Source organism: Salarchaeum sp. III, from assembly GCF_036418315.1.
GTDB lineage: Archaea > Halobacteriota > Halobacteria > Halobacteriales > Halobacteriaceae > Salarchaeum.
This window is the reverse complement of sequence record NZ_JAZHPG010000026.1, coordinates 49,532-68,458: the sequence shown is the minus strand read 5'-3', so window position 1 is coordinate 68,458 and position 18,927 is coordinate 49,532. Positions and strand designations below refer to the sequence as shown.

Genomic DNA, 18,927 nt, shown 5'->3' with positions numbered 1-18,927 from the left:
CACGCTAATGAGCGACGAGTCCCGCGAGGGGTCGGTCCACCTCGTCGGCACGGCGCACGTCTCCTCCGACTCCGTCGAAACCGTCGAGCGCGAGATCGAGGAGCGCGACCCGGACGTGGTCGCCGTCGAGCTGGACGAGGGCCGATATCGGCAGATGAAGGGCGACGCGCCCGACGACATCGACCCCAAGGACCTCCTCCGCGGGAGCATGGCGTTCCAGTTCCTCGCGTACTGGCTGCTCTCGTACGTCCAGCAGCGCCTCGGCGAGCGCTTCGACGTGAGTCCCGGCGCGGACATGCTCGCCGCCGTGGACACCGCGGAAGCGCTCGGCATCGACGTGGCGCTCGTCGACCGGAACATCCAGGTGACGATTCAGCGGTTCTGGACCCGCATGGGCTTCGTGGAGAAACTCCGGATGGTCGGCGGGCTCGCGTTCGGCCTCGCGGACCCGTGGACGCTCGGCCTCGCATTGGGGTTCACGGGCGGCGGGTTCCTCGGCCTCATCGTCGAACTGCTTGCGGGGCCGTTCGTGCTCGCGGGCGGCGGATTGCTCGGCGTGCTCACGATGCTCGTCGAAGTCGTCGCCATCGCCGCCGGCGTCGCCCTCGTCGTCGGCACCGTCCTCGGACTGCTGTTCGCGCGCACCGGCAGCGAGGAGGACTACGAGGAACTCAGCATGGAGGACCTCACCGACACGGACGTTGTGAGCGCCATGATGGAGGAGTTCCGGCGGTTCAGCCCCCGGGGCGCCGAAGCCCTCATCGACGAACGCGACGCCTACCTCGCGCACAACATCCTCGCGCTCCGCCAGCAGGGCAAGGACGTGCTCGCCGTCATCGGCGCCGGCCACGTCGAAGGCGTGAAAGGCTACCTCGACAACCCCGAAACCCTCCCGCCGATGGAGAGCCTGCAGGGACGCGAGGAAAAACGGTTCTCGATAGCGCGATTCATCGGCGCGCTGATGTCCGTGAGCGTGCTCCTGTTCTTCGTCCTGATGGCGATGTCCGGCCTGAGCACGGACATCCTCATCGAGGCGTTCGCCGTGTGGTTCATCGTTAACGCCGTCTTCGCGGGCGGGTTTGCGCTCGCCGCCGGCGCACATCCGTTCAGCACGCTCGCAGGCGCGGGAAGCGCGTGGCTGACGAGCCTTGAACCGACCCTCGCCCCTGGCTGGATCGCTGGCTACGTCGAACTCCGGTACACGCCCGTCTCCATCAGCGACATCAGCACCCTCAACGAAATAATGAGTGACGAACAAGCACCGATTCGCGACCTCTTCGCTCGGATGCGCGAAGTCCCTCTGTTCAAACTCATCGCCGTCGTCGCGCTCACGAACGTCGGAAGCATGATCGGGTCACCGGTCGCACTCGCGCTCATGACGTTCGTCAGCCCGAAAATAGACTCGTTCGGTGAAATCAAACACTACCTCGGACAGGGGTTCAACAACATCGCGGACATCCTCTTGGCGCTCGTATGAACTACAGTCGACGCGAATTCAAGGACCTCGCCGTCGCCTGGTTGGCGCTCGGCCTCGCGTTCGGCCTGCTGCTCTCCCCGATTAGCGCCGCCCAACTCGACGTGGTGGTCTCGACGGAGTTCGCCATGCTGTTCGGCATAAGTCTCGTCACCGCGGGCGTCGGCTTCCTCGGCCACGAACTCGCGCACAAGGCCGTCGCCGTTCACTTCGGCCAGCACGCGGAGTTCCGCGCGGACTACGGGATGCTGTTGCTCGCCATCGCGGGCGGGCTCGCGGGCTTCCTGTTCGCCGCGCCCGGTGCGGTCCATCACGCCGGCCGCATCACGAACCGCCAGCGCGGCCTCGTTGCGCTCGCCGGCCCCATCGCGAACCTCGCGATGGCCGCCGTGTTCTGGGCGCTCACACCCGTTTCGGCCATCGCCGAGTACGGCGTCCTCATCAACGTCCTGCTCGCGGGGTTCAACATGCTCCCGTTCGGCCCGCTCGACGGCAACACCGTCAGGAAGTGGAACCTCGGCGTGTACGTCGCGGTCGCCGCGCCCTCGATACTGCTCGCACTCTGGCGACTCGGCTTCCTCTAGCTGTTTTCTTCACCGAACTCGCTCAGCGTCTCCCAGCCGAGTTCGTCCCCGATGTCCTGAATTACCTCAGTGAGACTCGACTCCTCTGTACTCCGCGTCGACTCGGTGACCTCCGAGAGTAACTGGCGCTCCACGTCGGTCTCCGCGCGGAACACCTCGTTCTTGTCGCGGTCGAGGAACACGGGCATCCCGGGCGCGCCCTCCGTGCCCGTGGTGGCGGTGGTGCCGAGCCACTCGACGTCGTGGCGGTGTCGGTCCTCGAACTCCCACTCCTCGTACTGCGGTCGGTTTGACATATCTGCGTGTAGCGCACGGGGCGTGTAAACGGTTGTGGGCGACCACGCGCGCTCGTGCATACACCGGTGGGTTTTTCGCTCCGTCATACCCACCGTCGTGTATGACCGACGAGGAGGAACTCACGTACGCCGACGCCGGAGTCGACATCGACGCGAGCGACGCCGCGACCGCCGCGCTCGTCTCCGCCGTCGGCGGGAACGACACCACCGAATACGCCGGCCTCCTCGACATCGGCGACCGATACCTCGCGCTCGCCACCGACGGCGTTGGCACCAAACTCCTCGTCGCCGACGCGCTCGGCGACTACAGCACGGTAGGAATCGACTGCATCGCGATGAACGTCAACGACCTCGTCGCCGCCGGCGTCACCCCCGTCGCGTTCGTCGACTACCTCGCCGTCGACGAACCCAGCGAAACCTTCTCCGAACAGATAGGCGCGGGGCTCTCACGGGGCGCGGAGGACGCCGGCGTCGCGCTCGTCGGCGGCGAGACCGCCGTAATGCCCGAAGTCGTCTCCGGACTCGACCTCGCCGGCACCGCCGCCGGACTCGCCGAGAAGACCGAGGTATTCCCGGGCGAGGCGGAGGCGGGCGACGTGCTCGTCGGTTTCGAGTCATCCGGCATCCACTCGAACGGCCTCACGCTCGCCCGGGAGGCCGCAACCCGCGACGGCGACTACACCGACCCTTACCCCTACGACGGCTACGAGACGGTGGGGGAGGCCTTCCTCGAACCCACTCGGCTCTACACGCACCTCCTCGACGACCTCCACGAACACGACGTGCACGCCGCCGCACACGTCACCGGCGGCGGCTGGACGAACCTCTCCCGCATGGGCGACTACCGGTACTCGATTCTCGACCCGTTCGACGCACAGGACGTCTTCGCGTTCGTGCAGGAGCGCGGGAACGTCTCCGACGCGGAGATGCACCGCACGTTCAACATGGGCACGGGCTTCGTCGTCGCGCTCCCGCCCGCGGACGCGGAGTCGCTCGCGGACGCGACGGACGGCCGCGTCATCGGGTCCGTCGAAGCGGGCGAGGGCGTGGCGGTGCGCGGCCTCACACTCGAGTGAGGAACGCTCGGACGCGCTCGCGGTACACCCAGCAGACGAGTCCGGCGAGGCCGAGCACGGCGGCGATGACTATCGCGGTCGTGTAGTCGCCCGCGGCGGCGTTCGACCCGGCGAGCGCCGCGAGGAAGAACCCGGGAATCCGACCGAGCGCGGCGGCGACGGTCATCTTCTTCAGGTCGAGATCGGTGAGCCCGGCGACGAAACACAGCACGTCGTCCGGGAGGCCGGGAATCAGGAAGATGAGGAACAGCGCGAGCAGGCCGTTGTCGTCCGTCACCGCCTCGAACCACTCGAAGGCGTCCGCGGTCACTACGCGCTCGACGTACGGTCGGCCGTACCGCCGGGAAAGCCAGAACGCGGCGTAACTCCCGATGCTCGCGCCGAGCACGCTGTACGCGGTCCCCCAGAGGGGGCCGAAGAGGTAGCCGGAGACGAACGACAACACCTGGCCGGGTATCGGCGCGACCACCACCTGCATCGCCTGCAGGAGGACGAACGCGACCGGCGTCGCCGGACCGAACGAATCCAGGAACGCGCGGAGTTCGGCCGGCGTGGAGAACACGTCGAGTCGGGCGAGCACCGCCGCGAGCACGAGGAGCGCGGCGAGCACGGCGGCGAGCGCGACGAGCGCGCTCCGTCGCGCCTCGTGCGAGCGGAACAGGCGGAGCGACCGCATCTCTACGAGATGCGGGCCGCCACGTCCGCCTGCGTGATGATGCCCACCGAGGACCCCTCCTCGGTGACGATGACGGCCGTGTAGTGGTCGAGGAGGCTCGACACCTCTTCGAGGGTGGCGTCCGGGGAGACGGTCGGGAAGCTCTCGCTCATCACGTCCCGGACGGGCTGTTCGCCGACGTTCTCGCCCGCGTGCACGATGTCGCTCTCGCTGATGCTGCCGACGGGCACGCCGTTCGTGATGACGGGAAGCTGGCTGTACCCCGCGTCTTGCATCTTCTCGACGGCGCGTTTCACTGGGTCGTCGGGGTCGACGTGCACGACCTCGTCGTGCATGAGGGTGCGCGCGCGCACTACGTCGCCTTCCGCCTCGTTCAGCGCGTCCACGATGCGGCGTAGCGTCGACAGCCGTGGGTCCACGTCACCGCCTTCGATGCGGGCGATGAGCGGCTGGGAGACGCCGGCGCGGTCCGCGAGTTCGCTCTGCGTGAGTTCGAGCGCGTTCCGACGCTCCCGCAGGTCCTGGGGAGTCGGGAGGTGCATACCCGTCATTACCCGAGGTTATCAATAAAGGTTTGGCTGTCCGCTCGATACCGCGACCGTTGCCGGTGTTACGCTTCCTCTTCGCTCTCCTCGGACTCCTCGACGACCTCGATGACTTCGAGGGGAACGTCGCGGAGCGCGCCGCCGACCTCGGACTTCGCGATGCGCGAGGCGTGCTCCTCCGAGTCCGCGTTGAACACGGTGAGTTCGAGCACCAGCCCGACCAGCGCCGTACTCGCTGCGAGGAACGACGCGTCCAGCGGCTCCCCGCACGCGGGACAGCTCGTCAATCCGGCTTCGACCTCGACGTAATCGAGGTCCTGTTGGTTCAGTCGCTTCCCGGCTTCGCTCACGGCGACACCGATTGCGTCGTCCGAGTTGTCGACGTCACGAACCAGCCACGCGGCCTCCATCGCCACGACGTAGTTGCTCATACCTATTCCTATCGCGCCGGGTAGTCGTGTCTTGTGGTTCGCCCGTCGCCGCGGACGTTACCCCGTATATCCGTATAACTTAGCGCTCACCACCGCCGAAGCCAGCCCCCGCCTACAGCCACCTGTCACGCGAACGCAACCACAGTTGTCCCCTACACTATTCGAGTTTAATCGCAAGACAGCGGTGACTTTCTCCTCGCCCCGAGGGAGTAACACCTATATAGGGGGCGGCGTTCCGAACGGGTATCGAGATGACAGCGCTCACGCGCATCACGACCGCCGCCGCGTACCAGACGACGCTCGCCCTCGGAATCGCCCTCCTCCCGCTCGCGGTGCTCACCAGCCGGCTCGGATTCACCCTCCCGATTCACCGGCTCGTCGCTCGCACCGAACACGCCTACGAGAACGCGCGCTAACAGACCGCCGCAAAGACTGGTTTTATAAGTCGCCCGTGTCTACGAACTGGTAATGTATAACCCGAGCAGAGGCTCCGACTTCGCGCAGAACAACGCGAAATTCGAGGACGCCACGCAGAACCCCTACGAACCCCAGGTCGGGGAGCTCCCCCAGAGCAACATGACCGAGAAGGACGTCAACCAGATCGAATCCGAGACCACCATCGTCGGCATCGCCGCCGACGACGGCGTCATCATGGCGTCCGACCAGCGCGCGAGCCTCGGCGGCCGCGTCATCTACAACAAGGACGTGCAGAAAGTCGAGGAAATCCAGGAGAACGCCGCGCTCGCCATCTCCGGCAGCGTCGGCGGCGCACAGTCCTTCATCCGCAGCCTCCGCGCGGAAGCGAACCTCTACGAAGCCCGCCGCGGCGAGAAAATGAGCATCAGCGCACTCGCCACCATCTCCGCGAACATGCTCCGCGGCGGCCCGTTCTTCGTCGTCGTCCCCATCCTCGGCGGCGTCGACGAGGACGGCTCCCACGTCTACAGCCTCGACCCCGGCGGAAGCAGCATGCAGGACGACTACACCGCACAGGGCAGCGGCATGCCGTACGCCCTCGGTAGCCTCGAAAACAACTACGAGGACGGCCTCACCATGGACGAAGCCGAAACCGTCGCCGCCCAGGCCGTCAAAGCCGCCAGCGAACGCGACGCCGCCTCCGGCAACGGCATCCACATCACCCGCATCACCGAGAACAACGTCGACATCGTCGGCCACGAAGACTTCGACGCACTCCTATAAGTGCCATCGTCCCGCCGCGAACGGCGGGCTTCTCCTCTCGCAAAACGATAGCGTGAGCAGATACGGTTCCGATTTCGGGACCACGCCCGCCTACACAATCAGCCAGCACAGGCTCGTCGATACCGACCCGTACCGGACTGCTACGAGCCGTCTAGAACTGGGTAACGTCGACAGCATTCGGGATGGAACGCCAGCCAGCTGACTTCTTGCGGTGCTGAACGTACCCGATTACGGCTACGACGTGGGTGGTGGTCTCGTTCGGAGAGTGTTACTGTGTGGGTTCTGTGCAGCCGCCGAAACCGTTATCATTCTGTGTGCAGAACTTGCACATAGAATGAGCGCGAGCGACGACCCGCGACGGGTCCACTTCCAGTCCCCGGAGTACCTCGTCGATCGGCTGGACGCAATCGCGGAACTCTTCGACACGAATCGGACGGATCTCCTCGTCGAGGCCATCCGCGAATACATTGAGGACACTGCCGATAGCGAGACGTTCCAAGAGCTGGTCGCGACGAAGTACTACGACGACCAACTCGAATTCGCGACCGTCAAGCAGCTAGTCGGCGCCGAAACCGCCCAGCGCCTCCACCTTCTCAAAGCGGACCTCGAGGGCGAACCACTCGACCTCGCTGCCCCCGACGATATTGATGTCTACGATGGCGACGCGACCGCGGTCGACACCGCAACGGACGACGAGCGATGAGCGGCCGGCAACTGCGAACGGTCGTCGCCGACACCAGCGCGCTCGTCAGTCTCGCCGTCCCTCGTGCTGACGCGGCCGTCGACACCGATACGCCGGACCCGTTCCAGTATCTCCTCACCGCGAGTGACGTGGTTGTGCCGCCAGAAGTCCTCAGTGAACTCCGCGATATCACGCAGTATCAGGACATCCACGCCGCGGCTGCGAGCAACGTCCTCGCGGCCCGCAGCTACTACACGGTCGAAAACCCCTACGAACGCGAGGATACTCCCGACTCGCGACCGACGGTCGGCCTCGACGACGGCGAAACCGACGGCATCGTTCTCGCGAACGCGCTCGATGTCGACGGCTTTCTCACCGACGAGTTCGGCGGGACGAACTTTCCGCTGATTCACGCCGTGCTGCAGGGGCCGCGAATCGTCCCGACGCCGCGGCTCATCGTCGACTACGCTCGGAATGGACATCTAACTCACGAGACGGCGCGAACGCTCATCACGACAATCAGCCCACATCGAAGCTGGACGAACAGCCCCTACGTTTCGCAATTGCTCCAGCGTCTCGATACCTAACTCTCGGCCGACCCACTGCTCGCTCTCTGCTCGTTACAACACCGTGCGCGCTCTTCCCATCCCACGTCAAACGGCTGCGTATCGCTGTTTCAACCCATCACCCGAGGTCACTTCGATAGGCCGTCGCCCCGCCCCACCCAGTCGGCGAAACTGCCTTCGAGAATCGTCTCGCGTTGGTTTTCGATGTACTCGCACTGCATCGCGTAGACGGCGTTCTGGAAGGTGTCGCCGTCGTCGAGCTGGTCGCGGACGCGCTCGCGCTTCCACGCGGCGGGGGTGATGCCGTGGCGGGCGCGCTGGCGGAGCGGCCAGAGGTACTTCGCGGCGGCTTCCTCGTCGAGGCCGCAGTCCAGCAGGCCGCGTTCGGCGTGCGTGAACAGGTCCTCGTAGATGGCGTGGGAGTCCGTGGTTTCGTCGCCGTCGGCGGTGACGTACGTGAAGTCGGCGTCCAGACCGTCCTCGACGCCGGCGTAGAAGTTGTCGCGGGCGTCCCGCCAGTCGAGCGCGTAGAGGTCGTGGTCGCGGCGCACCATCGACTGCAGGAGGCCCGCGAACATCGCCTGGAACGCGACGGTGTCCCGGACGGTCGGCTGCCCGGGGAGCGGCCGGAACTCGATGCGGGCGTTCGCGGACTCCCGGCTGCTCCCGCCGAGCACGGGCCGCACCCACCGCCAGTACGTGCCGTGTTTCATCCGGAAGTGCGCGAACTCGTCGTCGAACCGCCCGCCTTGCTCGACGGGCATCGGAACGATAGTGTTGTCCTCGACGATGCGGTCCACGGCCTCCTCGATGCTCTCGACGTCCCGGGGGAACCGCACCTTCTCCTGTTCGCCGGGGACGTTGAGCACGGACTCGAACACGCCGACGCGGTGCTCGTCGTGGCCGTCCGCGAGAATCTCCTCGGGGGTCGCGTCGTCGTCGTAGAGGTCGGGCGGGTAGAACGGCGAGTTCACGCCGAGCGCGACCAGCGGGCCGGCGAACCGGAGCGCGTACCGGAAGTACGTCGGGAGGTCCACCGCCTGCGGCACCTGATAGTGCGGCTGAATCGACGTGATGAGCGCCTCCGGCATCACCGTGTCCGCTTCGAGGGAGACGTGGGGCGCGTCGAGCGTCATCCCCGCCGGCTGGTCCGTGTTCGCCATCGCGTGATACCGCGTCGAGGCGCTCATGTTCGTCGCGAGGTCGATACCCGCGTCCGAGACGCTGTCCGTGAGGTACTCCTCCGCGGTCTCGCCCTCGGGCGGTATCGTCCACATCCCGTCGCTCACGAGGTGCAACCCCTCGGCGTCCATCGGCTCGTACGCGGCTTTCAGTCGCGCCTGCACCTCGGACTCCTGCGCGTCGAGACCGTACTCGTTCAGCGGCTGGGGACTGGTCGTCATCTCCGCGTTGTGCAGGCCGAGTTCCTTCTCGAACCCCACGAACTCGAGGAGGCGACGGGGGAGGCGGGCGAGCGACCCCTCGTCGCTCACCGCGTAGAACTCGTACTCAAGGCCGACGATTGCCTGCGGGTTGTCGAACGTCCCGGCCGCGAGTTCCTCCTTGATGACATCGGCGTCCTCCCGGACGCGCGACTGGAACGCCTCGGCGTCCACGTCGAGGACGTCGTCGACCGCGGCTGCGAGGTCCGAGCGAGTCATGGGCGAGGGTTCGTGAGCGAGCGTATAAAAGGCGGTGGGCCTTCGGTCGGTTTAAGCACGGACGCCGTGAACGACCGCGTAATGGAGTTCGCGGAGTTCGCCGAGCGCGCGTCCGACATCGAGGCCGAACCCGCAGACCTCGAAATCGTCTCCCTCGTCGCCGACCTGTTCGGGGCGGCGGGCGACGACCTCGCGGTGGTCGCGCGGTTCGTGCAGGGACGCGTGTTTCCGGCGTACAGCGAGACGAAACTCGACATCGGCCCGAACTACTGCTACGAGGCTATCGCTCGCGCCGCCGGCCCGAACACCGACAGCGAGGACGTGGAGGACGCGCTCGCCGACGAGGGCGACATCGGCGCGGTCGCGGCGTCCTACGACCTCGGCGGCCAGCAGGGCCTCGGCGCGTTCACGTCTGGTGGGGAAGACGACGCGCTCACCGTCCGCGAGGTGTACGACGAACTCGCGGCGCTCGCAGCGGCCGAGGGCGCGGGCAGTCAGGACGAGAAGATAACCGTCCTCTTCGGCCTCTTCAATCGGTGTTCGAGCACCGAAGCGCGCTACCTCGCCCGTCTCGTGCTCTCAGAGATGCGCATCGGCGTCGGTGAGGGAAGCGTCCGGGACGCCATCGCGGAGGCGTTCGACGTGCCCGTCGAGTCGGTGGAGCGCGCGCTCCAGGTGTCGAACGACTACGGCCTCGTCGCCGAAACCGCACGCACCGACGGCGAGACGGGGTTGGACGACATCCACCTCGAAGTCGGGCGGCCCGTGCAGGCGATGCTCGCACAGGCCGGCACCATCACCGACGCCGTCGCGGAGTGGGGGGCGGTCGCGGTGGAGACGAAGTTCGACGGCGCGCGCGTCCAACTCCACTACGACGGCGAGGTCTCCCTGTATTCGCGGAACATGGAGGACGTGACGGGCGCGCTCCCCGAGGTCGTGGAGTTCGCGGAGGACGAACTCGCCGCGCCCGTGATTCTTGACGGCGAAGTCATCGCCACCGACGAGAGCGGCGAGCCGCTTCCCTTCCAGGAAATCCTACGGCGCTTTCGCCGGAAGCACGACGTGGACCGGATGCGGGAGGAGGTCGAGGTGGAGCTGCGGGCGTTCGACTGCCTCCACCACGACGGCGACGACCTGCTCGATAAGCCGCTCACCGAGCGCCACGACCGACTCGCGGACGTGCTCTCGACGGGCGTCTCGGACCTCACGCTCACCGACGACCCCGACGAAATCGGCGACATCGAAGCCCGCGCGCTCGAAGCCGGTCACGAGGGCATCATGCTCAAGAACCCCGACTCCGCGTACTCGCCCGGCAAGCGCGGGAAGAACTGGCTGAAGCGCAAGCCCGACGTGGAGACTCTCGACCTCGTCGTCACCGGCGCCGAGTGGGGCGAAGGCCGCAGAGCCTCCTTCCTCGGGACGTTCCTCCTCTCTGCGTGGAACAGCGAGACCGAGGAGTACGAGACGCTCGGAAAGGTCGCGACGGGCATCACGGACGAGGAACTCGCGGACCTCACCGACCTCCTCGAACCCCACATTCGGCGTCAGGACGGTCAGGAGGTCGCCCTCGAACCCGCGGTCGTCTTCGAGGTCGGGTACGAGGAGATTCAGGAATCCCCGACGTACTCCGCGGGCTACGCGCTGCGCTTCCCGCGATTCCTCGGCGTGCGCGGCGACAAAGACCCCGGGGACGCGGACACCATCGAGCGCGTCCGCCGACTCGTGGAGACCCAGTAGCCGGGAGAGTTACCCGGTCGGCCCCCGACGTGCCCGTATGAACGGGAGTGACCATGCGTGGTGACGTTCGAATCCCTGCTCTCGCAGTACAGCGCGTGGTTCGAGAGCGTGGGACGCTTCCTCCTGACGCTGTTCGCCGTCTCCCTTCTCGGCCACCTGCTCGTCCGGCCGGCGGTGAGTCGCGTCGTCACCGCGCGAAACCCGAACAACCCCACGCTCGTGAACGCGCTCGAACAGTACACCACCGTCCTGTTCGTCATCATCGCGATACCGCTCGCCACCGCCGCTGCCGGGTTCGGCGGCCTCGTCGCCGGCTCCACGATGATCGTCGCCGCCGCGACGCTCGCGCTCGGCGTCGCCGGACAGGACGTCATCGGCAACCTCGTGAGCGGCCTCTTCCTCGTCGCCGACCCCGACTTCAACGTCGGCGACTACATCGAGTGGAACAGCGAGTCGGGGACCGTCGAACGCATCGACCTCCGCGTCACCAGAGTCCGCACGCCCGCCGACGAAGTCCTCACCGTCCCGAACACCCAGCTCTCCACGAACGCCATCCGAAACCCCTTCTCCCGCGGGAAGTACCGGCTCACCGAACGCGTGCTCGTCGGGTACGACACCGACCTCGACACCGCGACGGACGTCCTTGTCGACGCCGCTCGCGCGGACGACCGAATCGCGAGCGACCCCGAACCGGTCGTGCACGTCACGTCGCTCGGCGAGAACGCGATAGAACTCTCGGCGCGCGTCTGGGTGGAGAACCCGCGCTCCGCGAACGTCGCGAACGTGGACAGCGAGTTCGCGACCCGCGTGAAACGCCGGCTACAGGACGCTGACGTGACGCTCGCGCCCGCGAGCGCACAGCGCGTCGACGGCCGCCTCGACGTGTCGATGGAGGACGGAATATGACCGAGCGTGGCGTCGTCGTCGACCTCGACGGCACCGTCCTCTCCGGGGAGTCGCTGCTCGACGGGGCGGCGGACGCGCTCGCCGACCTCCGCGACGCGGGCCGGGGCGTGCTCTTCCTGACGAACAACCCCACGCGGCCGCCCGCGGAGTACGCCCAGCGGCTCGCTCGCCTCGGCGTCGACGCCCGCCCCGAGGAGGTGCTCACGGCGACGAGCGCGACCATCGACTACCTCCGCGAACACCACGCCGACGAGTCCGTGTTCGCCATCGCCGAGGAGTCCGTAACGAACCAGCTCCGGGACGCCGGCATCTCGCTGGTCGCGGACGCACGCAGAGCCGACACCGTCGTCGTCGGCTACGACCGCGAGTTCGAGTACACCGACATGATAGCGGCGCTCCGCGCGTTCGGCGCGGGCGCGGACGCCCTCGTCGGCACCGACCCCGACATCACCGTGCCGACGCCAGACGGCCCCGTCCCCGGGTCCGGCTCCATCATCAACGCCGTCGCCGGCGTGGTCGAACGCGACCCCGACGCAGTCCTCGGAAAACCGTCGGACGTGACCGCCCGCCTCGCGCTCGACCGCCTCGACCTCCCGCCCGCCGAGTGCGTGCTCGTCGGCGACCGCCTCGACACCGACATCGAGATGGGTAACCGCGTGGGAATGACGACGGTACTCGTCCGCACGGGCGTCACCGACGACGAGACGCTCGCCGCGAGCACGATACAGCCCGATTACGTCCGGGACTCGCTCGCGGACGCCCGCGACCTCCTCTAACTTTTTCCGCCTACTCCCCAATTCTCGGGTATGGTTCGCTACCGCGACATTGACGTCTCCTGGTTCGGATACGCGACGATACGACTCACGGGCGACCGAACGGTCTACCTCGACCCCGGCCGGTACGGCGTCCTCGACGGCTACGACGCGCGCGACGGCGACGTGGTCTGCGTCACCCACGACCACCACTACGACCCCGACGGCATCCGCCGCGTCGCCAAGCCGGACGCGACGATCGTCGTCTACGACGCCGTCGACGCCGCGAACATCGACCGGGACGTGACGCCCGTCGACGACCTCGATTACGACGTGGTGCGCATCGGCGAATCGGAGACGCTGACTGGCGACGGCGTGCGCGTGCGGTCGCTCCCCGCGTACAACCGGCCCGACGGACCCCGCGACAACCACCCGAAGGGATTCGGCGTCGGCTACCTCGTCACCCTCGCCGATTCTCGCGTGCTCTGGACGGGTGATTCTGACGCGCTCTCCCACCACGACGACATCGATGCGGACGTGCTCTGCCCGCCAATCGGCGGGTCGTTCACGATGAACCGCGAGGAAGCCGCCGCGCTCGCCGAACGAATGGAAGCGGACCTCGTCGTGCCCGTTCACTACGGTACGTTCGACGCGCTCGAAACTGACGCGGACGCGTTCGTCACCGATGTCGCCCGACGCGGCGTCGGCGTCGCGCTCTCCCCGACCGACCAGTAATCAGATGACGCCCATCGTGTTCAGGCGTTCGGGGAGGTAGGTGTCGGTGACGAAGTCCAGGCCGCGGGAGGCGAGCGCCTGCTGTTCGGCCTTCTTGTTGATGTCGAGCTGGAGTTCGATTTGCTCGGTCCAGTACTCCGTCTGGAACCGCGGGTCCTCCAGTTCGCTTTCGAGGGCGTTCACGTCGGAGTCGCTGAGCGGGTCGGTCGGGAGGTCGTACTCCACGATGTCCTCGGGGCGGATGCCGACGAACTGCGCGTCCGGCGTCGCGAGGTACTCCGAGAGGTGTGCGGACTTGATGGAGCCATATGCCACAGAACCGAAGATGCGGTAACTCCAGGGGTCGCCGTCAGTGAACACCACGACCGGAAGGTCGAGTTCGTCGTGCAGGCGCTTGGTCAGGCGGCGGGTCGCGCGCGCTGGCTGACCGCCGAGGTGGACGACGATAGCGTCGTGTTCGTCGTCGAACCCGTTCTCCACGAGGCGGTCGCGCATCCCACCGGTCTCCACGCACAGCACGAACTCCGCGTCGTTGTCGAGGAACTCGATGGTGTCGGGGTCGTTCGGAATCTGGTAGCCGCCCTGCCCCACGTCCTCCTGACAGTGGATGTCCCTATCCCCGCGCCGAGTCTGCTCGCGGAGGAGGAGCGGCCCCATCACCTTCGCGCCGGACTCCTCCGGCCGCATGTGGAAGTCCTCGCGCTTCACGCCGGAGACGATTTCGAGGTCCTCCACGAGCTTGTTCGACTCCGACTGCGTGCTGAACTGTGCTTCCTCCTCGTCCCAGGACTCGCTGAGGTAGTAGAGTTCACGCAGCGTCGACGACCGGTTCTCCTCTAGCTGTTGGGCGAGGAACTCCATCGTGTACACCGCTTTGAGGAGTTTTCGCGCGCCACGCACGCTGTTCGCGCTGCGCGTGCTCGTGCGGTCGCCGTACACCCAGACGCCCGCCTCGTCGTCGAACACGATGTTCGACTTCGAGCGCGTCGGCACGTCCATGTGGGGGATTTCGCCGCCCGCGAACTGGTCGTAGAACTCGGCCGCCATGTCGATGAGGCGCTCGCGCGCCTTCGCGTCAGTGATGTCGCTCATTGGTTTATCGTGAGTTTCTCCGCCTGGATTCCGTCCACGCTCAGGTCACACTCGGTTCCGTCGGGCACGTTCGCCGTCAGTTCGGCGTCGTCGCCGCCCGACACTGTCGGCTCCCACGTCAGGAAGTATTCGCCGTCCATCTCCACGACGCTCCCCGCGGACAGGTCGGTGGGTTCCGCGTCGACGATGGCGGTCACGTCGAGGTCGGCGTTCGCGTCCGCGTGGTTCTCCACCGTCACGGTCAGCGTGCCGTCCTCGACCGCGGACTCGACGAGGACGTTGTTCATGATGCGAGCGAGCGAGTCCTCGACCAGCAGCTCCTCGCGGTCGGTCATCTCGCTCACCTTGCTCGCCATCTTCGGGAGGATGTCCGCGATGACGTTCTGCTTCTCCCGGCGCTTCTGCATCGAGCGCTTCTTGTTCAGGTAGGATTTGAGGTCGCGGGCGGCCTCCCGGACCGCGAGCTCGATCTCGTCCTCGATCGCCGGCACGGACGCGAGCGCGTCCTTCGACTCGCTCGTAAAGGGCACGTTCGTCGACGCGACGTGCACCATGATGACGCACGGGCCGCTCGGCAGGCCGCTCCCGCCGGGCTGGTCGAGCCCGTAGTTCCGCCAGCCGATCCCCTTCAGGGTTTGCGTCGTCGCGCACGCGCCGCGCTGGTAGACGAGCGGCACGCGGTTCGCGAACCGCATCAGATCCACCGTGCCGTCCGCGGGGATGTCGCCGCCGTACGCGATGCCGGCCTCGACGACGAACGGGTCGCCGCCGTGCACGTCCGCGTCCCGCGTTGCGGCCGCGTAGAAGTCCGCGTCCACTTCCTTTCGGAGGCCGGCTTCGATGAGTTCCGGCGTGATGGGCGCGAGGCAGTTCGTCGGCGGCGCGATGACGTCGACCGAAGTCATCGCGTCGAGGAGGTCGCGGGCGGCGTCACGGCTCGACGCGACTTCGCGCGCGAGCGGCACGTCGTCCTCGACGCGGCCCATCGCCTCCCACAGTCGCTCGGTGATGTTCTCCCGCGAGGTCTCGCCGACGGTGGCGTCGTCCACCTCCTCGGTGGTCTCCGCGGCGCGGACGACGAACTGCCGGAGGTCGCCGCGGACGAGTCGGTCCCGCGGCGTGTCGTCGCCGAACTTCTCGCCGATGCGTCGCGCCAGCCCCGCGACGGTCGCGTCGTCCTTCTGGACGCTCGTCGCGTCGTCCACGAACCCGTAGAGGTCGTCGTCCCGGTTCGCTGTCACCGCCGCCCAGACGGCGTCCACGACGTTCTCTCGGACGGTATCGCCGAACGTCGTCCCCGTCTCCTCGCTCGCCTCGTCCGCGGCCGCCGCGACCGCGTTCTCAATGTCCGTGAAGGAAACGCGGTCGAACTCCGCGAGTTCCTCGCTCAGCGCGTCCGCGAACGCGTCCGTGTCCGCGCTCGACTTGTTCGACACCGCCTCCGTGACCGCGTCGCGCAAACCGTTCGCTCCGGCGGCTTCCCCGCCTTCGTCACGCGACGACTTCGCCGCCGCGACGCTCCAACGCATCTCGCGGCCGTAGTGGCGGTCGCGGAACGCGTCCAGAATCGAGTCCGCGGTCTTCGCGCCCACCCGCGTGAACTCCTCCTGCAGGAACCCCCGGATGGAGTGCGAGTCCGTCGCGTTCAGCATCTTGATGAGCGCCCCGAGCTCCACGCCGTGCGGGTGCGGTCGGATCTCCTCGGTCTCCGCGGGGAGCGTCGCGCCCTCCGCGCGCTCGTACTTGAAGTGGTCGTTCGGCTCCCGCAGCTCCAGCCGGGCGTGCGGATTCACGACCGCCGTGTGCTGCATGTAGTCGTGGAGCTGACTGCGCGCACGCATGTTCGCCTCCATCTCCAGTTCGATACGCGTCCCCTGCGAACGCTCCCACGTCGTCTCCGCCTCGTCCTGAATCACCGGCTCGTTCGAGTCCGTGTCGATGGTGAGTTCGAAGTACTTCGCCGTCTCGCTCCCCTTCGTCCGACTCGTTATTTTCGCGGGCGTCCCCGACGTGAGCTGGCTGTAGAGAACAGCTGCGGAGATACCGATACCCTGCTGGCCGCGACTGTTCTTCACGGAAATCGCACCCTCGTTCGCGACGACGAAATTCTCGTCTGTTCCCGTCGCACCCGGAACAGAGATGTCGTACACGTACTCCGGGGATTCGGTCTCCTCCACCGACTTCACGGGAAGAAGACACATGTCGGTGTCCGTGAGCCCATGGAGATTCTGGACAGTCTCCCAGAGCTCCTGTAGTGTCGCAGTCGGTTCGTGCTCTTCCGTGAGCAGCCCCTTCTCCTTCAGATTGTGGACGTACCGGGGTTTTTCGACGTACTTACCGTTCAGGGCGTCTTCGATGAGCGACTGGTACACGGCCGCGTGTTCGATATTGGACCCGACACCCGCTCCCATCAACAGACCGGGTACGCTGTCCGGGACGGTATCCTGGTTCACCGACTCGGCTCGCACGTCGTCGAGTAACGCGGTCGGGATTCGTTTGTACTGCTGCTCTCCAGAAACCGTGTCCTCACTGAACACGTCGGAGGGGTTCACGTCTTCGCCGTACACCTTCGTCCGGTACGCCGTGTTGGGTTCGTCGGCGTAGCCGCCGTTCTCGTCAACGACTTCCGTGCTCGCGAGAACTCCCTGCATGTTCCAGAGAACCGACAACTGGCGGCTGAGCGTCTCGCTGGTCGTCGTATGCGAGAGCTCGTTACTCGGATGCGCTTCCGACCCGTCGCCCTGATAGAGTGCAGCGATGAACTTCTGTTGGTATTCGGGGGCCGCTTCAAACACGAACGCCGGGATTCGTTTGTTCTCAGCCGCGTCACCGCAGACGTTCTTCAGGAACAACGCAAGCGGCGATCCGAAGGCTTTCACACGAGTTGAATTTCGCTCACGTTCGACCGTCGTCGTATTACCACCGAGACCGGCAACCGCTCGTTCAGTCTCCTGAATCAGCTCTGCTTCGTGTGATCCAAAGGTGAAACCGACCTGTCGAGGGCCTGCGTGACCTTCCGCGACGTAGTACCCCACGAGGTTCATGAACTCCGCAGAGAGCGGAACCGAAACGGGGAGCGTGGTTTCTCCGCCGCCCACCTGATACGTTTTGAGTTCACAGTTCTGTTCGGCAGCCTTCTCCTCCCATCCGAGGTCGATAACTGTTTCCGCCGGGAGATAGCCCTTCTCGATGTAGTTCTGTTCGAGACTGTCTTTCAGGATATCCACTCCATCGACCCGATAGTACGTTCGCTTGCGTTCGCTGTCTGCGGACGGTTTCTTTCGGACACGCTCGCCCGCCCGTAATTCTTCTAGGCGCTCTGTGTCGAATCCATAGACGTACACGCGTCGGTCCTCGAGTTCGTCTCGCGTGAGGTGCTCAAGGATATTCACCGAGTCGCAGTCGCCGAACGAGGGGAGCTTTCGCGGTGTGAGTATCGTGTCCCCCGGCTCTAAGTTACCGGCTTTCACTTCCTCTGTGTCTCCGTCTTTTGTAACGGAAAAGACGCTGTGGTTCCCGGTGACTTCGACCGTTCGCCCCTTTTCGGTCGTTATCTCGTACGTTTTCTCGTCGGTCTCGTGCCGGATCGCGTGCGTCACCGGCTCCCACGACATTTCGTGGGTCTCCCGGTTGAACGACGGGGCTTCGATATCGTCGGGGATCGCTGCGGTCGCACCTCCCTCGCGTGGTAGATACGCGTCGCACAGTACGCCGATGGGGACGAACTCCAGGTCGCCCTTTCGCCGGACGAGGATTTTCTGGCCTGGAGTGAGCGACTGCTCGCGTGCGTGAAACCGACTCCCGTAGAGGAGTTTCCCGAACACTTTCGGCACCTGTTCCTTCGTGATGCCGGGGCCGTTGTCCTCCACGATGAGCCGGTAGTAGTCGCCCGATTCCTGGATTTCGACGTAGATGTCGGGGAGGATGCCGGCTTCCTCGGTCGCGTCGAGCGCGTTGTCCACGGCCTCCTTCACGGCCGTGACCAGTCCGCGTGCGCCCGAGTCGAACCCGAGCATGTGTTTGTTCTTCTCGAAGAACTCGGCGATGGAGATCTCTCGCTGGCTCTCCGCCAGCTCCTCCGCGATGCCCTCCTCCTCGCCGAGCGTAGACTGGAAGGACGTCATTCAGTGCCCGACCCTATCCCCTTCGCGGATAAAACACTCCCGGTAGCATGGTGAAAGTGAAAACGAGACTGTCCCGCTTAGAGCCGGAAGAATCGGAACGCCACGTCAACTACGAGAACGACGGGAAGGAGGTAGATGACGATGGCGGCGACGACACTGGCCGCGGTGAGGAACGCCCCGCTCCCGCTCGTGGTGTCGAGGAAGACGAACGCGGCGAACCAGAGCGTGAGCGCGGCGTAGAGTTCGGTGCGAGTCATTCGGCTCGCTTCGGTGGAGGATTCGGTCATCGAGGGCACGTACCCGGTCGGCCGTGTTAAAGGTGGGATGGCTCGCGCGCGTGCGTGTGCGAGCCTTCTTAAGTGAGGAAGTACTAGGCGGGAGCAAGTTCAC

Annotated in this window: 18 protein-coding genes and 2 pseudogenes; 11 read left to right on the top strand and 9 right to left on the bottom strand. The window is 66.1% G+C overall.

The window, feature by feature from the left end; genetic code table 11:
• Positions 1 to 7 precede the first annotated feature (7 nt).
• Both U3A55_RS09080 and U3A55_RS09075 read left to right on the top strand, forming a co-directional pair.
• The gene (locus U3A55_RS09080) at positions 8 to 1,477 is read left to right on the top strand and encodes a TraB/GumN family protein (protein WP_330991181.1); all 1,470 of its coding nucleotides are present in this window, start codon (positions 8 to 10) and stop codon (positions 1,475 to 1,477) included.
• The gene (locus U3A55_RS09075; protein ID WP_330991180.1) at positions 1,474 to 2,058 is read left to right on the top strand and encodes a metalloprotease; all 585 of its coding nucleotides are present in this window, start codon (positions 1,474 to 1,476) and stop codon (positions 2,056 to 2,058) included. The genes U3A55_RS09080 and U3A55_RS09075 overlap by 4 nt, the downstream gene beginning before the upstream one ends.
• On the opposite strand, the gene U3A55_RS09070 is transcribed toward U3A55_RS09075, so the two are convergent.
• Complete coding sequence (locus U3A55_RS09070) at positions 2,055 to 2,354, bottom strand: hypothetical protein (RefSeq protein WP_330991179.1); 300 nt, start codon at positions 2,352 to 2,354, stop codon at positions 2,055 to 2,057. The genes U3A55_RS09075 and U3A55_RS09070 overlap by 4 nt on opposite strands.
• Positions 2,355 to 2,455: 101 nt before the next feature.
• Between U3A55_RS09070 and purM the strand changes: the two genes are divergently transcribed.
• The gene (gene purM / locus U3A55_RS09065) at positions 2,456 to 3,430 is read left to right on the top strand and encodes a phosphoribosylformylglycinamidine cyclo-ligase (RefSeq protein ID WP_330991178.1); all 975 of its coding nucleotides are present in this window, start codon (positions 2,456 to 2,458) and stop codon (positions 3,428 to 3,430) included.
• On the opposite strand, the gene U3A55_RS09060 is transcribed toward purM, so the two are convergent.
• From U3A55_RS09060 to U3A55_RS09050, 3 genes are all read right to left on the bottom strand, one after another.
• Positions 3,417 to 4,106 (bottom strand): TVP38/TMEM64 family protein, encoded by a 690-nt coding sequence (locus tag U3A55_RS09060; protein WP_330991177.1) that lies wholly within the window; start codon positions 4,104 to 4,106, stop codon positions 3,417 to 3,419. The genes purM and U3A55_RS09060 overlap by 14 nt on opposite strands.
• A 2-nt stretch (positions 4,107 to 4,108) precedes the next feature.
• Positions 4,109 to 4,648 (bottom strand): CBS domain-containing protein, encoded by a 540-nt coding sequence (locus U3A55_RS09055; RefSeq protein ID WP_330991176.1) that lies wholly within the window; start codon positions 4,646 to 4,648, stop codon positions 4,109 to 4,111.
• 68 nt (positions 4,649 to 4,716) lie between these two features.
• A complete protein-coding gene (locus tag U3A55_RS09050; RefSeq protein WP_330991175.1) occupies positions 4,717 to 5,082 on the bottom strand; it encodes a DUF555 domain-containing protein in 366 nt (121 codons plus the stop codon).
• Positions 5,083 to 5,333: 251 nt separating this feature from the next.
• On the opposite strand from U3A55_RS09050, the gene U3A55_RS09045 reads away from it, so the two are divergent.
• The 4 genes from U3A55_RS09045 (at position 5,334) to U3A55_RS09030 (ending at position 7,551) form a co-directional block, all read left to right on the top strand.
• Complete coding sequence (locus U3A55_RS09045) at positions 5,334 to 5,498, top strand: hypothetical protein (RefSeq protein ID WP_168219965.1); 165 nt, start codon at positions 5,334 to 5,336, stop codon at positions 5,496 to 5,498.
• A 52-nt stretch (positions 5,499 to 5,550) separates the two neighbouring features.
• The gene (psmB, locus tag U3A55_RS09040; RefSeq protein WP_330991174.1) at positions 5,551 to 6,282 is read left to right on the top strand and encodes an archaeal proteasome endopeptidase complex subunit beta; all 732 of its coding nucleotides are present in this window, start codon (positions 5,551 to 5,553) and stop codon (positions 6,280 to 6,282) included.
• Positions 6,283 to 6,616: 334 nt separating this feature from the next.
• Positions 6,617 to 6,985 carry a hypothetical protein gene (locus tag U3A55_RS09035; RefSeq protein WP_330991173.1) on the top strand — a complete coding sequence of 123 codons (369 nt, stop codon included), beginning with the start codon at positions 6,617 to 6,619 and terminating at the stop codon, positions 6,983 to 6,985.
• Positions 6,982 to 7,551 carry a hypothetical protein gene (locus tag U3A55_RS09030; RefSeq protein ID WP_330991172.1) on the top strand — a complete coding sequence of 190 codons (570 nt, stop codon included), beginning with the start codon at positions 6,982 to 6,984 and terminating at the stop codon, positions 7,549 to 7,551. The genes U3A55_RS09035 and U3A55_RS09030 overlap by 4 nt, the downstream gene beginning before the upstream one ends.
• 107 nt (positions 7,552 to 7,658) lie before the next feature.
• On the opposite strand, the gene U3A55_RS09025 is transcribed toward U3A55_RS09030, so the two are convergent.
• Positions 7,659 to 9,191 carry a hypothetical protein gene (locus U3A55_RS09025; protein WP_330991171.1) on the bottom strand — a complete coding sequence of 511 codons (1,533 nt, stop codon included), beginning with the start codon at positions 9,189 to 9,191 and terminating at the stop codon, positions 7,659 to 7,661.
• Between the two features lie 81 nt (positions 9,192 to 9,272).
• On the opposite strand from U3A55_RS09025, the gene ligA reads away from it, so the two are divergent.
• Genes ligA through U3A55_RS09005 form a run of 4 tightly spaced genes read left to right on the top strand, consistent with a single transcriptional unit; the run spans position 9,273 to position 13,321 of the window.
• The gene (gene ligA, locus U3A55_RS09020; protein WP_330991170.1) at positions 9,273 to 10,928 is read left to right on the top strand and encodes an ATP-dependent DNA ligase LigA; all 1,656 of its coding nucleotides are present in this window, start codon (positions 9,273 to 9,275) and stop codon (positions 10,926 to 10,928) included.
• Positions 10,929 to 10,985: 57 nt separating this feature from the next.
• On the top strand, positions 10,986 to 11,834 hold the full coding sequence (locus U3A55_RS09015; protein WP_330991169.1) for a mechanosensitive ion channel family protein: 849 nt from the start codon (positions 10,986 to 10,988) through the stop codon (positions 11,832 to 11,834).
• Entirely contained in the window at positions 11,831 to 12,610 is a 780-nt protein-coding gene (locus U3A55_RS09010) for an HAD-IIA family hydrolase (RefSeq protein WP_330991168.1), read from the top strand. Before U3A55_RS09015 ends, U3A55_RS09010 begins: the two co-directional genes overlap by 4 nt.
• A gap of 30 nt (positions 12,611 to 12,640) precedes the next feature.
• Complete coding sequence (locus tag U3A55_RS09005; protein WP_330991167.1) at positions 12,641 to 13,321, top strand: MBL fold metallo-hydrolase; 681 nt, start codon at positions 12,641 to 12,643, stop codon at positions 13,319 to 13,321.
• Here U3A55_RS09005 and U3A55_RS09000 read toward each other — a convergent pair whose 3' ends face one another.
• The 4 genes and pseudogenes from U3A55_RS09000 to U3A55_RS08985 form a co-directional block, all read right to left on the bottom strand.
• Positions 13,322 to 14,413, bottom strand: coding sequence for a DNA topoisomerase IV subunit A (locus U3A55_RS09000; RefSeq protein WP_330991166.1), 1,092 nt, complete (start codon positions 14,411 to 14,413; stop codon positions 13,322 to 13,324). It lies immediately after the preceding gene.
• Positions 14,410 to 15,282, bottom strand: a pseudogene (locus U3A55_RS15260) (DNA topoisomerase VI subunit B); the annotation flags it as partial. The gene U3A55_RS09000 and the pseudogene U3A55_RS15260, both read right to left, overlap by 4 nt.
• Before the next feature lie 981 nt (positions 15,283 to 16,263).
• A pseudogene (locus U3A55_RS15255) lies at positions 16,264 to 18,537 on the bottom strand (ATP-binding protein); the annotation flags it as partial.
• Between the two features lie 77 nt (positions 18,538 to 18,614).
• Entirely contained in the window at positions 18,615 to 18,824 is a 210-nt protein-coding gene (locus U3A55_RS08985) for a hypothetical protein (protein WP_330991165.1), read from the bottom strand.
• Between the last annotated feature and the right edge of the window lie 103 nt (positions 18,825 to 18,927).

Coding starts and splice junctions, on each gene's coding strand:
- U3A55_RS09055 (WP_330991176.1), bottom strand. CDS start 4,648: ATGCACCTCCCGACTCCCCAGGACCTGCGGGAGCGTCGGAACGCGCTC.
- U3A55_RS09045 (WP_168219965.1), top strand. CDS start 5,334: ATGACAGCGCTCACGCGCATCACGACCGCCGCCGCGTACCAGACGACG.
- U3A55_RS09010 (WP_330991168.1), top strand. CDS start 11,831: ATGACCGAGCGTGGCGTCGTCGTCGACCTCGACGGCACCGTCCTCTCC.
- U3A55_RS09060 (WP_330991177.1), bottom strand. CDS start 4,106: ATGCGGTCGCTCCGCCTGTTCCGCTCGCACGAGGCGCGACGGAGCGCG.
- U3A55_RS09005 (WP_330991167.1), top strand. CDS start 12,641: ATGGTTCGCTACCGCGACATTGACGTCTCCTGGTTCGGATACGCGACG.
- U3A55_RS09030 (WP_330991172.1), top strand. CDS start 6,982: ATGAGCGGCCGGCAACTGCGAACGGTCGTCGCCGACACCAGCGCGCTC.
- U3A55_RS09035 (WP_330991173.1), top strand. CDS start 6,617: ATGAGCGCGAGCGACGACCCGCGACGGGTCCACTTCCAGTCCCCGGAG.
- U3A55_RS09025 (WP_330991171.1), bottom strand. CDS start 9,191: ATGACTCGCTCGGACCTCGCAGCCGCGGTCGACGACGTCCTCGACGTG.
- U3A55_RS09050 (WP_330991175.1), bottom strand. CDS start 5,082: ATGAGCAACTACGTCGTGGCGATGGAGGCCGCGTGGCTGGTTCGTGAC.
- U3A55_RS09000 (WP_330991166.1), bottom strand. CDS start 14,413: ATGAGCGACATCACTGACGCGAAGGCGCGCGAGCGCCTCATCGACATG.
- U3A55_RS09070 (WP_330991179.1), bottom strand. CDS start 2,354: ATGTCAAACCGACCGCAGTACGAGGAGTGGGAGTTCGAGGACCGACAC.
- ligA (WP_330991170.1), top strand. CDS start 9,273: ATGGAGTTCGCGGAGTTCGCCGAGCGCGCGTCCGACATCGAGGCCGAA.
- U3A55_RS09080 (WP_330991181.1), top strand. CDS start 8: ATGAGCGACGAGTCCCGCGAGGGGTCGGTCCACCTCGTCGGCACGGCG.
- U3A55_RS09075 (WP_330991180.1), top strand. CDS start 1,474: ATGAACTACAGTCGACGCGAATTCAAGGACCTCGCCGTCGCCTGGTTG.
- U3A55_RS08985 (WP_330991165.1), bottom strand. CDS start 18,824: ATGACCGAATCCTCCACCGAAGCGAGCCGAATGACTCGCACCGAACTC.
- psmB (WP_330991174.1), top strand. CDS start 5,551: ATGTATAACCCGAGCAGAGGCTCCGACTTCGCGCAGAACAACGCGAAA.
- purM (WP_330991178.1), top strand. CDS start 2,456: ATGACCGACGAGGAGGAACTCACGTACGCCGACGCCGGAGTCGACATC.